The organism is Pseudoduganella sp. RAF53_2 (assembly GCF_052113985.1).
Classification (GTDB): domain Bacteria; phylum Pseudomonadota; class Gammaproteobacteria; order Burkholderiales; family Burkholderiaceae_D; genus Rugamonas.
Genome location: NZ_JBFRDW010000076.1, coordinates 1 through 13,727 on the forward strand (window position 1 = coordinate 1; position 13,727 = coordinate 13,727).

Annotated in this window: 17 protein-coding genes; 7 read left to right on the plus strand and 10 right to left on the minus strand. The window is 60.6% G+C overall.

Going from position 1 to position 13,727, the window contains the following annotated elements; all coding sequences use genetic code 11:
* Complete coding sequence (locus tag AB4Z11_RS07045; protein ID WP_442023839.1) at window positions 1–423, minus strand: ExbD/TolR family protein; 423 nt, start codon at window positions 421–423, stop codon at window positions 1–3.
* A gap of 19 nt (window positions 424–442) precedes the next feature.
* Window positions 443–1,048: a MotA/TolQ/ExbB proton channel family protein gene (locus tag AB4Z11_RS07050; RefSeq protein WP_442023811.1), complete on the minus strand. Its 606-nt coding sequence runs from the start codon at window positions 1,046–1,048 to the stop codon at window positions 443–445.
* 966 nt (window positions 1,049–2,014) lie between these two features.
* Between AB4Z11_RS07050 and xseA the strand changes: the two genes are divergently transcribed.
* The 3 genes from xseA (at window position 2,015) to sodB (ending at window position 5,096) form a co-directional block, all read left to right on the plus strand.
* Entirely contained in the window at window positions 2,015–3,352 is a 1,338-nt protein-coding gene (xseA, locus tag AB4Z11_RS07055; protein ID WP_442023813.1) for an exodeoxyribonuclease VII large subunit, read from the plus strand.
* A 66-nt stretch (window positions 3,353–3,418) separates the two neighbouring features.
* On the plus strand, window positions 3,419–4,438 hold the full coding sequence (locus tag AB4Z11_RS07060) for a LacI family DNA-binding transcriptional regulator (RefSeq protein ID WP_442023815.1): 1,020 nt from the start codon (window positions 3,419–3,421) through the stop codon (window positions 4,436–4,438).
* A gap of 79 nt (window positions 4,439–4,517) precedes the next feature.
* Window positions 4,518–5,096 carry a superoxide dismutase [Fe] gene (gene sodB, locus AB4Z11_RS07065; protein ID WP_442023817.1) on the plus strand — a complete coding sequence of 193 codons (579 nt, stop codon included), beginning with the start codon at window positions 4,518–4,520 and terminating at the stop codon, window positions 5,094–5,096.
* Between the two features lie 97 nt (window positions 5,097–5,193).
* Here the strand turns inward: sodB and AB4Z11_RS07070 are convergent, their stop codons facing one another.
* The 4 genes from AB4Z11_RS07070 to AB4Z11_RS07085 all read right to left on the minus strand — a co-directional run bounded on the left by AB4Z11_RS07070 (window position 5,194) and on the right by AB4Z11_RS07085 (window position 7,145).
* Complete coding sequence (locus tag AB4Z11_RS07070) at window positions 5,194–5,598, minus strand: VOC family protein (protein WP_442023819.1); 405 nt, start codon at window positions 5,596–5,598, stop codon at window positions 5,194–5,196.
* 165 nt (window positions 5,599–5,763) lie between these two features.
* The gene (locus AB4Z11_RS07075) at window positions 5,764–6,585 is read right to left on the minus strand and encodes a hypothetical protein (protein WP_442023821.1); all 822 of its coding nucleotides are present in this window, start codon (window positions 6,583–6,585) and stop codon (window positions 5,764–5,766) included.
* Window positions 6,586–6,639: 54 nt separating this feature from the next.
* On the minus strand, window positions 6,640–6,897 hold the full coding sequence (locus tag AB4Z11_RS07080) for a hypothetical protein (protein ID WP_442023823.1): 258 nt from the start codon (window positions 6,895–6,897) through the stop codon (window positions 6,640–6,642).
* Entirely contained in the window at window positions 6,894–7,145 is a 252-nt protein-coding gene (locus AB4Z11_RS07085) for a hypothetical protein (protein ID WP_442023824.1), read from the minus strand. The genes AB4Z11_RS07080 and AB4Z11_RS07085 overlap by 4 nt, the downstream gene beginning before the upstream one ends.
* A gap of 126 nt (window positions 7,146–7,271) precedes the next feature.
* On the opposite strand from AB4Z11_RS07085, the gene mgrA reads away from it, so the two are divergent.
* Window positions 7,272–8,309 (plus strand): L-glyceraldehyde 3-phosphate reductase, encoded by a 1,038-nt coding sequence (mgrA, locus tag AB4Z11_RS07090; RefSeq protein WP_442023825.1) that lies wholly within the window; start codon window positions 7,272–7,274, stop codon window positions 8,307–8,309.
* On the opposite strand, the gene AB4Z11_RS07095 is transcribed toward mgrA, so the two are convergent.
* The 3 genes from AB4Z11_RS07095 to AB4Z11_RS07105 are packed head-to-tail and all read right to left on the minus strand — an operon-like array spanning window position 8,278 to window position 10,429.
* Entirely contained in the window at window positions 8,278–8,793 is a 516-nt protein-coding gene (locus tag AB4Z11_RS07095; RefSeq protein ID WP_442023840.1) for a hypothetical protein, read from the minus strand. The two genes, mgrA and AB4Z11_RS07095, sit on opposite strands and share 32 nt — an antisense overlap.
* On the minus strand, window positions 8,793–9,686 hold the full coding sequence (locus AB4Z11_RS07100; RefSeq protein ID WP_442023827.1) for an SDR family oxidoreductase: 894 nt from the start codon (window positions 9,684–9,686) through the stop codon (window positions 8,793–8,795). The genes AB4Z11_RS07095 and AB4Z11_RS07100 overlap by 1 nt, the downstream gene beginning before the upstream one ends.
* Before the next feature lie 11 nt (window positions 9,687–9,697).
* Window positions 9,698–10,429 carry an SDR family oxidoreductase gene (locus tag AB4Z11_RS07105; protein WP_442023829.1) on the minus strand — a complete coding sequence of 244 codons (732 nt, stop codon included), beginning with the start codon at window positions 10,427–10,429 and terminating at the stop codon, window positions 9,698–9,700.
* A gap of 100 nt (window positions 10,430–10,529) precedes the next feature.
* On the opposite strand from AB4Z11_RS07105, the gene AB4Z11_RS07110 reads away from it, so the two are divergent.
* Window positions 10,530–11,426: a LysR family transcriptional regulator gene (locus tag AB4Z11_RS07110; RefSeq protein WP_442023831.1), complete on the plus strand. Its 897-nt coding sequence runs from the start codon at window positions 10,530–10,532 to the stop codon at window positions 11,424–11,426.
* 65 nt (window positions 11,427–11,491) lie between these two features.
* Here the strand turns inward: AB4Z11_RS07110 and AB4Z11_RS07115 are convergent, their stop codons facing one another.
* Complete coding sequence (locus AB4Z11_RS07115; RefSeq protein WP_442023833.1) at window positions 11,492–11,887, minus strand: hypothetical protein; 396 nt, start codon at window positions 11,885–11,887, stop codon at window positions 11,492–11,494.
* 158 nt (window positions 11,888–12,045) lie between these two features.
* Between AB4Z11_RS07115 and AB4Z11_RS07120 the strand changes: the two genes are divergently transcribed.
* Window positions 12,046–12,309 (plus strand): DUF4148 domain-containing protein, encoded by a 264-nt coding sequence (locus tag AB4Z11_RS07120; RefSeq protein ID WP_442023835.1) that lies wholly within the window; start codon window positions 12,046–12,048, stop codon window positions 12,307–12,309.
* Between the two features lie 9 nt (window positions 12,310–12,318).
* Window positions 12,319–13,727, plus strand: a 1,409-nt coding sequence (locus tag AB4Z11_RS07125; protein WP_442023837.1) for an efflux transporter outer membrane subunit, incomplete at its 3' end; no start/stop codon positions are given.

Sequence of the window (13,727 nt, forward strand, 5' to 3'; positions counted from 1 at the left end):
TTATTTCGCCTGGCCGGTCTGCGCAGCGAAGGTCAGCTTATCGAAGCCCGCAATGCGTGCAGCCTCCATCACATTGACCACCATCTGGTGYATGGCGAACTGGTCGGCATTGACGATCACCACCGGATGTTCGCCCGGCTTGGCAGCCGCCTTCAGGTGCTCGGCAAGACCCGCCACGTTCTGGAAGGACACCGGCTCGTTATTCACCGTGTAGTTGCCCTTGGCATCGACCGTGACGTTGATCTCGGCCGGACGCTCGATCGCCTTTTCGGCGTCAGCGGTCGGCAGCGTGATCTGCAGCTCGGTGAACTTGCTGTAGGTCGTGGTGACCATCAGGAAGATCAGGATCACCAGCAGCACGTCGATAAACGGAATCAGGTTAATTTCCGGATCTTCGCGCTTCTGTCCCCTGCGGAAATTCATGGCCATTCAGTTGCTCCGCTTACTTGCGCGAGTTATGGACGATGTCCACAAACTTCACCGCCTGCTGCTCCATCTCGATGACGAAGCTGTCGACCAGGGCGCGGAAGTGACGGTAGAACACCAGGGTCGGCATCGCGATCGCCAGACCGAAGCCAGTGTTGTACAGGGCGACCGAAATACCGTGCGCCAGCTGGGCCGGATTCGCGCCGGAAGAATTCTGCGAACCGAAGATTTCGATCATGCCGACCACCGTACCGAACAGGCCCATCAGCGGCGCCAGGGTTGCGATGGTGCCCAGTGTGGTCAGGAAACGGTCCAGGGTGTGCGCCACACCGCCGCCCGCCTCTTCGATGGATTCCTTCATCACGTCGCGCGGCGCATCCACATTGCGCAGGGCCGCTGCCAGCACCACGCCCAGCGGCGAGCTGCTTTCCAGCTTGTTCAGGATGTCAGAGGAAATATTCCCGCTGCGATAAACGCGCACAACTTCGTCCAGCAGGGTCGAGGGAATGATGCGGGACCGGCGAAGATACATCAGTCGTTCGATGATCAGCGCGGTGGCAACAATAGAGGCAATCAACAGCAGCCAGATAGGCCAGCCTGCGGCTTGGAAAATTGCGAGCAACTCGAACTCCTGTGGTTAGAAAGCTAAACGCGCAATGTATCGTGTTGGCACGTTGTCGGCAAGGGGTGTGCGAAACCCACATATTCTGTGGACAAGATTGTTGGCAAGCCAAGTATCTCTATGCTAGTCACTTGATTTTTAAGTGAATTTTTCTAATGCAAAATTTTTCATCAGCACTTTTTTGTCCATGAGACGGCCCAGTTTTTCACATATTCTGTGGACAAAATTGTGCAGAATGCCACGGCAAGCCACCTAAGCACTTGATCTGAAAGAGAATAATTCTCATGCGCAAAAAGTGCGCAGCGGGGTAAAACCGCAGTATCCGGACTTGTTCACTTCCCCACATATTCTGTTGATAAGATTGTTAGCAAGGCAGGTATGCACCATGCATATCCTTGATTTAAAAGAACTTTCTTACCGTGCGTAAAAATTTCGCATTGGCATGTTTTGCGGGGGTTTGCACGCTTCTGCACAAATTCTGTGGACAATATTGTGAGCAAGGGGCGTGACTGGTACTAAAGTCATTGATTTGAAACAAAAAAGTTCTTCCGCTCAAAAATTAAGCAGCGTTTTCGCGGTGGAGAACTCGGTGGCGGGACCGTTTCCATTGTGCGGACGCACATCGGGTTCTTCACAGCTTCTGTGGATAATATTGTTAGCAAGGCCCGGACGGGAGTGCCAAGTGCTTGATTTCTAAAATGAAAGTTACTATGCGAGAATTTTTAGCACGTTCGGAAACATGCCAAAAGAACTGCACACTTTCTGTGGATATCTTTGTGCGTAACAAGCAGTCGCAATCGCAAAGTGCTTGATCCATAAGGATATTTATAAAATGCCCGCTAATGTAGCACCTCGATTTACCGTTAATAATCAGGTGTTTACAAAAAATACTTGCGATATGAAGTTATATGTGACATAAGCATGACCGCCGCCGCCGCGTGTGGACAGCTTCAAGAATCCGGAACGATGAACACGACAGATCAAGCCCAGGTAATCACAGTTAGCGCCCTGAATCAGGCCGTTGCGCGCCTGCTCGAACGCAGTTTTCCACTGACCTGGATATCTGGGGAAATCTCGAATTTCACCCGCGCCGCATCCGGCCACTGGTACTTCACGCTGAAGGATGACGGCGCCCAGGTGCGTGCGGTCATGTTCCGCGGCCGCGCTCAATATGCCAGCTTCACCCCGCGCGAAGGCGACAAGGTCGAAGTGCGCGCCCTGGTCACACTTTACGGACCACGCGGCGATTACCAGATCAATGTAGAAGCCATCCGGCGCGCGGGTGTTGGCTCCCTGTTCGAAGCATTTCAGCGGCTGAAGGAAAAGCTGACGGCAGCCGGCCTGTTCGAGCCGGAACGCAAGCGCGCGCTGCCGATGTTCGCGCGCACCATCGGCATTGTGACAAGTCCGTCCGCTGCCGCCTTGCGTGACGTGCTGACGGCCCTGCGCCGGCGCGCCCCGCATGTGAACATCGTGCTCTACCCTACCCTGGTGCAAGGCGCGCAGGCGCCGGAACAGATCGTGTCCGCCATTAACACGGCTTCGCGCCGCGCCGAATGCGATGTGCTGATCGTTTGCCGCGGTGGCGGCAGCATCGAAGATCTGTGGAGCTTCAACGACGAAGCCGTCGCGTACGCGGTGGCTAACTGCGCGATGCCGGTGATTTCCGGCGTCGGCCACGAAACCGACTTTACCATTTGCGACTTCGCTGCCGACCTGCGCGCCGCCACGCCGACCGCTGCTGCTGAGCTGGCGGCAACGCCACAGACAGACTGGCTCGCTTCATTACGCGCCGATGTCACCGACCTGCGCCGCTCCATGCGCCGCACGCTGAGCGACGCTTCGCAAACCCTGGACAATTACACGCGCCGCCTGCTGAGTCCGACCGCGCGCATTGCCCAGCAGCGCATGCAGCTGCGTTCGCTGGCCAGCACCATGGTGCACGCCAACCGCGCGCCGGTGACGCAGGCGCGTCATACGCTGGACCGGCTAGCCGGCCGCCTCGCCGCACGGCGTCCGGAGGTAACGGCCGTGCGTGCCCAGTTGGGCGCCCTGCAGCACCGCGCCGCGATGGCAGCCGCCGCCCAGATCGCGCAACGACGCGAGGCCTTGTCTGCCCTATCAGCCCAGCTGGAACTACTGAATCCGCAGCGCACGCTGGAACGCGGCTACGCCATCGTCAGCGATGCCAAGGGCGCCGTGCTGCGTTCGCCGGACCAGCTGAAGCCACGCGAAACGGTGACGGTGCGCCTGGCCGAGGGCACGGCCGAAGTCGGCGTCGCTTCGGTACAGCCGCTGCTGTGACTAAAATTGAAAGCCCCGGTGATTTCAGGTAATCTGACTGAAAAGGATTTCACTACAGGACAGCAATTGGCAGAAGAAGAGAAGAATCCAGGTCCATCGACCCTGATCGACGTCGCGCGCGAAGCAGGCGTATCGCCCAGCACCGTATCGCGCATCCTGAATGGCACCGCCAAGGTGTCCGACGAAAAGCGCCAGGCCGTGCTGAAGGCCATTGCCCGCAACAATTTCGCACCGAACCTGATGGCGCAGGCGCTCAAAAAAGGCCGCACGCATACCATCGGCATCGTGGTGCAGGATATTTCCTCGCCCTTCTTCGACGAGATGCTGCACGGGGTGGATGACGGGCTCAAGGGTACCGGCTATGCCTCCGTGATCGTGTCCGGCCACTGGAATGCGGAAGAGGAAGCGGACCGTATCCGCCTGCTGCTGGCGCGCAAAGTGGACGGCATCGTGCTGCTATCGGGCCGCATGTCCGACGAAACCGTGCTGCAGTTTTCCGAGCAGCGCCCGATTGTTTCCACTGGCCGAAACCTCGACACCTCCCGTGCCCTCGGCTTCCGCCTCGACCACGAACGTGGCGCCTGGATGGCGGTGCGCCACCTGATCGAACTGGGCCACACCCGCATCGCTTTTGTGTCCGGACCGGCCAACCATGCGGACGCCATCGACCGTATGAAGGGCTACCGCCGCGCACTGGAGGAGTCCGGCCTGGAAGTCGATCCGCACCTGATCGTGGAAGGTAATTTCCATGAAAACAGCGGCCTGCTGGCGGTCAATCACCTGCTCGACACGCGCCAGCAATTCAGCGCCATCTTCGCCGCCAACGACCAGAGTGCCTATGGCGTGCGCCTGGCCCTGTACCGCAAGGGCATCCGCGTACCGGAAGACATTTCCCTGGTCGGCTTCGATGATTTGCCCGGCTCGGCCTACACCACGCCGCCGCTGACCACGGTCAAGCAGCCGCTGTACGAAATGGGCTTTATCGCCACCAACGCCCTGCTGCGTCTGATTCATGGCGAAGCGGCGGAAGCGCGCGTCCCGCCGGTTGAACTGATTGTGCGGGAAACAACTAGGCGCTACGCATAGCAGGCATTTGGCTGCCGTTATACAATGGTGGCCGTTTCGGCAAATATAATCTTTCGTCTCAACTAAAAGGAAACATTTCATGGAACATACCCTGCCACCACTGCCGTACGCAATGGACGCTCTGCAGCCGCACATCTCCAAGGAAACCCTGGAATACCACTACGGTAAGCACCATCAGGCCTATGTGACCAACCTGAACAACCTGATCAAGGGCACCGAGTTCGAAAACCTGTCCCTGGAAGAGATCATCAAGAAATCCTCCGGCGGCGTATTCAACAACTCCGCTCAAGTGTGGAACCACACCTTCTACTGGAACTGCCTGGCTCCTAACGCCGGCGGCGCCGCTACCGGTGCGGTGGCTGACGCGATCAACGCCAAGTGGGRTTCCTTCGACAAGTTCAAGGAAGAGTTCACCAAGTCCTGCGTCGGCAACTTCGGTTCCGGCTGGACCTGGCTGGTGAAGAAGGCCGACGGTTCCGTCGACATCGTCAACACCTCCAACGCCGCCACCCCGCTGACCTCGGCCGACAAGCCACTGCTGACCTGCGACGTATGGGAACACGCTTACTACGTCGACTACCGCAACGCCCGTCCGAAGTACGTTGAGTCCTTCTGGAACCTGGTGAACTGGGCCTTCGTGAACAAGAACTTCGCTTAATCGCGTTCCTGTCCGCCCCCCCAAAAAAAAGCCCGCTCGCGCGGGCTTTTTCATTTTGGGGTCAGGCGCTAAATGCGACATCAGCTCGCTTCGATGCTCATCGCTGCGCCACTTCGACTATCCAGTGCACGCCGAATTTATCGAACAGCGTGCAATAGGTACGCCCGCGCGTTGATGGCGGCAGCAAGCGTACCTTGCCGCCCTCGCCCAGCGACTGGGCGATGCGCTCAGCTTCTTCGCGGCTGTTCATGCGTAGCGTGAGCGATATGCCCTGGAACAGCGGCTCGCCGGTGCAGTGGCCATCGGACAGGTAAATCTCGGTGCCGCCAATCCGCAACGCGGCGCGCATGATTTTGTCCGCGAGCTCGGGCTTCAGGAATTGCGGATCGACGTTGCCGGCGAACGGCAGCTGGAACAGAACTTCGGCGCCAACGGCGTCGCGGTAGAAGGAGATGGCATCGGCACAGATGCCCTGGAACTGCAAGGTAGGTGTCATTTGCATTTCAAGTCGCTTTCATTGGATGGAACAACTGTGGCCCCACCGAGCGACTGTCATGCGCGATCAGCACTTCAGAAGTCAGGCCTCCATATCACTCGGCAGGGTAGTGAGTAAGTCACGATGCCCTCCTTTCTCAAGAATTGATCACGCGCCGAGTATATGCGAAAACTACTGCTTGTGCTCGGCGGATTTGCGCAATATTTCGGTAGCGTCCGTGGTGGCCTGCGCGAACTGCTGCGGCGTCAGGCGGGCCTTGATGACACTTAGCATGGATTCACTGACGGGCAACAACTCATCGGCGGGTAGACCATCCTGGATATAGAGCGTGCGCAGAGCCAGTCCATATGTCAAGGCTTGCAGATCGCTGACGCTCACCACCGTTTCGTTGAACATGTTCGCGTTATGCAGTTTCTGCAGGCTTTCCTTTTCACCCTCCGCCGCGCGCTCAGTGAGCATGGTCGACATACGCGCTTTCCACTCCTTGACGAGCGGATCGTCCGGGCGAGTGGTCAGTGCGCTGGGATCGCCAAACGGGCCTTCCTGTACCAGAGCGTAGGCGGCACCGGGGACGTGTCCCGCTGCGGCACGCTCGAGATAATCCAGCCGGTTCGCCTTTACCCGTTCGGATAGCGCCTCACAGCCTGAGGCCGTTAAGGCCCGCAACGACGCGGGCTTCCAGGTCGGGTACTCGCCATAGCGCTGCAAGGAGACGCAGCGGTAAATCAGGTAGTAGGCGTGATACGCATCCTGTGGATTGCCGCTGCGCGCCAGCCGCTCGACGAGTGCCTGCAATGGCTCTGGCGCGGCGCTCGTGGCCTGCTCCCGGGCAGGCAATGGCGCAAGTGCTGCCGCTTGCTTGTGCGAGGGCGCAGTCGCTGTCAGGGCAACGGACGTTTTTCCCRATTCGTCAAGCGAGAACCAGTACCACGCCGCAGTAGCAAAGACACCCGCAGCCGCCACCACAGTCCATTTGTTCAGCATTGCCGTCATCAGTCGTCCAGACGTGGGCGTGTGAGTTCGAAGGAACTGCGAATGTCAGCCTTGTTAATTGCGTTCAAACTGACTCCAGCGGTTGGCAGAACCTTCATTTTGAAGGGTGGCCTGTCGCGCTGATAGGCTTCGGAACTGCCTGACCTGCTGATCGGCACACGTCAGGGATTTCGTCCACGGTTCGATTGGCGCTGCCTGTGCGGTCTGCCAGACGGTCAACATGATCAATGCGGTCAGCTTTAACAAAGATTCCTCGCGTGCCAAGATCCAATGCTGCGAAACTACCAGAAAATGGTGGTCTGAAATGCTCACTTTGTCACTTGGGGAGCGGCAGGTGCGGCTGAAGCGCACACACAAGGCGCCGCGGCCGGCGGGCCGTACAGCTTGCCCATCGCCAGGAAAAGGCCGGCAAAGCCGACAAAGAGGCCAATCACGGTGGCTAGCGTCCAGCGCGCCACATCCGCACGCAGGGCTTCCATGTCCGCCTTGGTCGCCAGGGTTGGGATGATCGCTTCGAGCTTGGCCAATCGCTCGATTTGGTATGCGTCGTAATTGTCCATGGATTCAGCTTAGCGTCCACGAACTGAATTGGCGAACTCAGCAACATTTGAAACAAATTGATCGAGCGCAAAGAGCGCGCCTTCGCGCTATGATGATGTCCCCACCGTAATGCCAGGAGACTCCAGATGACTTACACCGCCTCGCGCCACCGTTATGAAGAGATGCAGTACCGCACTTGCGGGCGGAGCGGGTTGAAGTTGCCGCTGATGTCGCTGGGACTGTGGCATAACTTTGGCGATACAACCAGTCTGGCCATGCAGCGCGAAATGCTGCGCACGGCGTTCGATCTGGGCATCACCCACTTCGACCTGGCGAACAACTACGGCCCGCCTTACGGCAGCGCGGAAACCAACTTCGGCCACCTGTTCAAGCAGGACTTCACGCCATATCGCGATGAGTTGATCATCTCCACCAAGGCCGGCTGGGACATGTGGCCCGGCCCCTACGGCCAGGGCGGCGGCTCGCGCARGTACGTGCTGGCGAGCCTGGACCAGAGCCTGAAGCGCATGGGCCTCGACTACGTGGACATCTTCTATTCTCACCGCTTCGACCCGGACACGCCGCTGGAAGAAACTATGGCCGCGCTGGCGCATGCCGTTCATCAGGGTAAAGCGCTGTACGTCGGCGTGTCGTCCTACTCGGCCGAGAAAACCGCCGAAGCCAAGCGCCTGCTGGCCGACTGGAAGGTGCCGTGCCTGATCCACCAGCCTTCCTACAATATGCTGAACCGCTGGATCGAAACGGAAGGCCTGCTCGATACGCTGGGCAACGAAGGCATCGGCTGCATCACCTTCACCGCGCTGGCGCAAGGCATCCTGTCCGACAAATACCTGAACGGCATCCCGCAGGATGCGCGCGTGAACCGTCCCGGCGGCGGCTCGCTGAAGTCCGAGCACTTGAGCGAGGAAAACCTGAAGCGCGTGCGCGCCCTGAACGACATCGCCAAGGCCCGCGGACAAACCCTGGCCCAGATGGCGCTGGCCTGGGTGCTGCGCGATCCGCGCATCACGTCCACACTGATCGGTGCGTCGAACCCGGCCCAGATCCGCGAAAACGTCGCGGCGCTGAAGAATCTCTCCTTCAGCGCCGACGAACTGCGCGCCATCGACGCGCAAGCCCAGGAAGGCAAGATCAATCTTTGGGCTGGCTCGTCAAAGYATTGAGCCCCGCGTAAAAGCCCGCGCCCTGCTGCAGATGGCTGCCGAAATCGAAACCGTCGGCCAGCATCTGCTCCAGGTCACGCCGCGCAATGCGCATCACATAGCTATGCTGGTTGGCGACCAGACGGCTGTCGGCAGGCGGCATGGCGGACGGCACACCGCCATACCATTTGCCGGGACTCGCATGCCCGGATGCAGAAACACGCCCCGCCTGCTCCACCTGCCAGYCGCCATCCAGCAGCACCCACATAAAGTCGGACGCTTCGGCGCCGTTGCTGATCTCCTGCCCTGCGCGCGCTTCCCATTCGGTTGAGTTGGCGATCACGTATTGCAGCTGCTCCTTACTCAGCGCCGTGAAAAACGGCGTGTGGCGCAGCAGATGCAGATAAGTCACAGACTGTTTCATTCCCTTCTCCTCGGCGCAGGCGCTCAGGCAGAAAGCCACCGCGGCGGCAACCGCAGCAACGGTGGCCAGACTGCGCAGCATCACGCGTTCACCTTCAGCAGGTCATCGATGCCAATGCGCTTGGCGAAGTGCTCGCGCACACGTTCCGCCACTTCAGTCACTTCGGCGGCGCCGTCGTCAATGAAGTCCACTACCGAGCGGAAGGGACGCTCACCATGCGGCAGGCTGACGATGCGTGCAATCTCTTCGCCCACTGCTGCCGGATCGGATTCCGGCGGCGACAGTTCGCTCAGTCGGGCGCCCACCTGGTCCAGCAAGCCGTCGTAGCGTGCATATGCGGCAGCGGTCGCTTCGTCCGCAGGCTTGCCTGCTTTGGGGAAGTGCTCCGTGCCCGCAGTGAAGGCACCCGGCACGACAATCGACGTCTCAATGCCAAAGCGCGTCAGTTCATACGACAGGCTCACCGCCAGCGAATCCATCGCCGCCTTGGCTGCCGCATAAGGGCCGAGGAATGGCGGGAAGCCGCCGCGTACCGTGGAGCTGCTAACCCACAGCACCAGTCCCTTGCCCTGTTCGCGCATCACCGGCAGCACGGCGCGGTTCACGCGCTGGGTGCCGAGGAAGTTGGTGTCGAAGACCTGCGAAATCTCTTCCGGCGTGAAGGCTTCGGTCGGACCGATCACCAGGTGGCCTGCGTTGTGCACCACCGCATCCAGGCGGCCACGGTCGGCCACGATGGATGCCACGGCGGCATCGGCCGATGCCTGCGACAGCACATCCAGTTCCACCACGCGCACATCGGCGCCGTTGGCGAAGCCCCAATCACGCAGCTCGCGCACCTTGGCGGCGTTGCGGCCTGCGATATCGCGCATGCTGGCGTAGACCACGTGGCCGGCTTTGGCGAGGGAACGTACAGTCAGTGCGCCGATGCCGGTTGCAGCGCCAGTAACGAGAACGACAGATTGGCTAGTCATGATATTTCTCCTTAGATGATGCCGCCGTTGGCGCGCAGGGTTTGTCCATTGATCCAGGTGTTCGGGGTGGCGAGGAAGGCCACGGCTTCGGCGATGTCGTCCGGTTTGCCGAGGCGCTCCAGCGGCGCCATCTTCGAGAAGGCGGCGATCTGCTCCGGCGTTTTCCCGTTCAGGAACAGGTCAGTGCCGGTCGGGCCAGGCGCCACGGCGTTGACGGCGATGTTGTTGCCGCGCAGTTCCTTGGCCATGATGTTGGTCATGACTTCGACCGCTCCCTTGGTTGCGCCGTACACGGCATAACCGGGCAGYGACAGGCCGATCACGCTGGTCGAGAAGTTCACGATGCGGCCGCCCTGCTCCAGGCGTTTAGCGGCTTCGCGCAGCGTGTTGAAAGTGCCTTTCACGTTCACCGCGAACAGGCGGTCGAAAGTGGCGTCGTCGGTGTCGGCCAGGTGCGGCAGGGCCGGCGGCATCAGGCCAGCGTTATTCACCAGCACATCCACGCGGCCGTAGCGGTCAATGGTGGCGTCGAACAGGCTGCGCACCGCGCCGCTGTCCGATACGTCGGCGCGCACGGCGAAGGCTTCGCCGCCCTGCTCCTTGATGGCGGCGACAACGCCATCCGCTTCCTCCACTGCGCCTGCATAGTTGATAACGACGGCATAACCTTCGGCAGCCAGACGGTGAGCGACGGCAGCGCCGATGCCACGGGATGCGCCAGTAACGATTGCGACTTGTTTCATGATTTTCTCCAAGTTGTTGAGTTGATGGGGACAGTTTCTTCCTTTTCTCCACTTGGATAAATGCGCTAAACTTGCGATAACTATTCAAAAATCCTCAATAATGGACCGATTCGATGCCATGCGGCTGTTCACCCGCATCGTGGAACTGCGCAGCTTCAGCAAGGCGGCGGACGATCTGATCCTGCCCGCCGCCACCGCCACGCACACCATCAAGCAGCTGGAATCACGTCTCGGCGTGCGCCTGCTGCACCGGACCACGCGCCAGGTCAGCCCCACGCTGGACGGTGAGGCCTATTACCAGCGCTGCCTGCGTATCCTGGCGGACGTGGAAGAAACCGAAGCGGGCTTCGGCACCAGTGGCGTGCTGCCAAAAGGGAAAGTACGGGTCGACCTGCAGGAAACGCTGGCGCGCCATTACGTGCTGCCGCGCTTGCGCGAATTCTTCGCGCGCTATCCGGACATCGATCTGGAAATCGGCATGGGCGACCGCTTTGTGGACCTGGTGCGCGAGGGCATGGACTGCGTGCTGCGCGTGGGCGAACTGAAGGATTCGAGCATGGTGGCGCGGCGTGTGGCCTCACTGGCGCAGGTGACAGTTGCTACGCCCGMTTACTTCGCGCAGCACGGCGAACCTTTAATGCCGGACGATCTGGCGGGCCACCGGGCTGTCAACTTCTACTCCAGTGCCAGCGGACGCATGCTGCCGTTCGAGTTTCGCACCAGCGACGGCATACGCACGCTGGACTTGCCGGGCAAGGTCGGCGTCATCAATGCCGAAGCGTATGTGGCGTGCTGCCTGAATGATCTTGGCCTGATCCAGGTGCCGCGCTACCACGTGGAAGACCAGTTGCAGAGCGGCGCGCTGCGTGAAGTGCTGCAAGACTTCGCGCCGCCGCCGATGACCGTGTCCGTGCTGTATCCCCACCAGCGCCAGCTCTCGCCGCGCGTGCGCGCCTTCGTGGACTGGCTGGCGGATGTGATGTCCGTGGCCCGTTAGGAAACCAACGGCAGAGACTGGTGTCTGCCACATCGTGGCAGACACCCTGGTTCACGCCTCGGGTTTTACGGGCCGCGTTCCACGTCGTCGCGTTCGCGCTTCGTGGTGAACGGCACGGTTTCGATGTGATCGACGCCGATGTCGGCGCCATCGGGCGCTACCGTGTCACGCCCGGCGGCAGCGCGTTCGCCGGTGCCGGTGGAATCCGAATCGCTGCTCAGGTTAGCGTCGCCGATGTCCGGGCCGGCCGTGCCATCCGCCAGGCCGGCTTCCGTATCGCCATAAGTGCCCTGCTCCAGTCCGGTGTCGATCTGCTGGGCGAGTCCGCTGTTGCCGGTGATATCGCTGCCGGAGTCCGAGGAGTCGCTCGGGCCGAGCGCCTCCGTACCGTGTCCTTTGTCGACAACCCGGTCGCGGCGGGCCGGCATATTGTCGGGATCAAGTGTGCTGCTGCCAGTCATGATGATTCTCCCAGATGCAAATACCGTAAAACGGCCTTGCATTTACTTTAACAAGTCACACGAAGCGAGGGCGCACACCTCGTATTTCTACGTATTTCATTTGTGTACTATTTAGGTATATACTGCTTTCATGCTGTTCACTTTCTAGGAGAATTGTCATGAACGCCGCACACCTGATCATTGCCACCCTGACCCTGTCCGCTGCCAGCGCAGCCTTCGCCGCCGAAGATGCGAGCGCCAATACTGCCGCCGCATCGTCCGCCCCGGTCGCTGCGACCGCCGTCGCCGCCACTCAGCAAGCCAAGGGCCTGACCCGCGAACAAGTGATGGCCGAGTTCTACGCAGCGCGCAAAAACGGCACCCTGATCCAGACCGAAGCCGATCTGGACGTGGCCCGGACCCAGAAGCAAACCGCCAAGTAAGCCTTGAAAATGCTGCGCCGCTTCGCACCCGCTACTTCCGCCGCTACGCTGGGTCTGGCCCTGGTGCTGGCGGGCTGTGCCGACATGGGGAACATCCATCCCGAGTCGCACACCCTGCCCGCCAACACGCTCAAGCCCGGCAGCGCGATCCACGCCGCCAAGCCGATGGCTTGGCCGACCGAAGCGTGGTGGGAAGCGCTGGGCGACGCGCAACTGAATCGCCTGGTGGAAGCCGCGATTGCAGACAGCCCTTCGCTGAAAGTCGCTCAGGCGCGCGTGCGCCAGGCGCAAGCCGTTGCAGGTATCGCTAAATCGGCCACCTTGCCGCGCGTGGATGCCAGTGCGTCGTCGGACCGCCAGCGCTTTTCTGCGCGCGGTACTGCACCACCGCCGCTGGCTGATAACTGGGCATGGCTGAACACCGCCACCGTGACCGGGTCCTACGACCTCGATCTGTGGGGCCGCGATCACGATCTGCTGGCCGCCGCGCTGGACGATACCCAGGTTGCGTCGGCTGAAGCGCAGGCAGCGCGGCTGGCGTTGGAAACGAATATCGCCCATAGCTACATCCAGCTGTGGTACGCGTATGAATTGCTGGACAGCGTGCACGACAGCCTGTCCCAGCGCGAGCGTATTCTCGACATCACCAAGCGCCGCCACGCCGCAGGCCTGGCCAGTGCGATCGACGTTACGACTGTAGAGACAACGCTGCCGGCAGGACGGCGCGAAGCGGAGCAACTGGAAGAGACGATTGCTCTGCTACGCAACCAGCTGGCAGCCCTGATCGGCAAAGGTCCGGGTGACGGAGAGACGATCACCCGGCCCAAGCTGACCCTGCATGGCAATGTGGGCCTGCCCAGCACACTCCCCGCCGAGCTGATCGGCCGCCGCCCCGACCTCGCCGCCCAGCGCTGGCGCGTCGAAGCGGCGGGCCACGACATCGAAGCGGCGAAGGCAGCGTTCTACCCGAACATCAATATCGTGGCGTTCGCAGGCTTGCAGTCGTTTGGCTTCAGCAAATTCCTCAACGCCAGTTCCAGCGTGCGTGGCATTACGCCCGCGCTGAGCTTGCCGATTTTTGACGGTGGGCGATTGCGCGGCCAATTGGGAGCGCAAACATCGAATTACGATGCCGCCGTCGAGCAGTACAACGCGACTTTGATCCGCGCACTGTTGGAAGTTGCCAACACTGTGACGCAGATGCAATCTAATGAAACGCAGCGCCAACTGGCCGATCAAGCACTGGCCACGGCACGCAATGCGCACAGCCTCGCGGATCGATCTTTCCGCGCAGGTATAACCGATTCGCTGACTGTGCTGTCTGCGCGACTCACTTTATTGAACGAAGAAGAGCAGGCGGCAAAGGTCGAAATGCAGCGTCTGGACAACTACGCGAGCCTGATGTCGGCGCTCGGAGG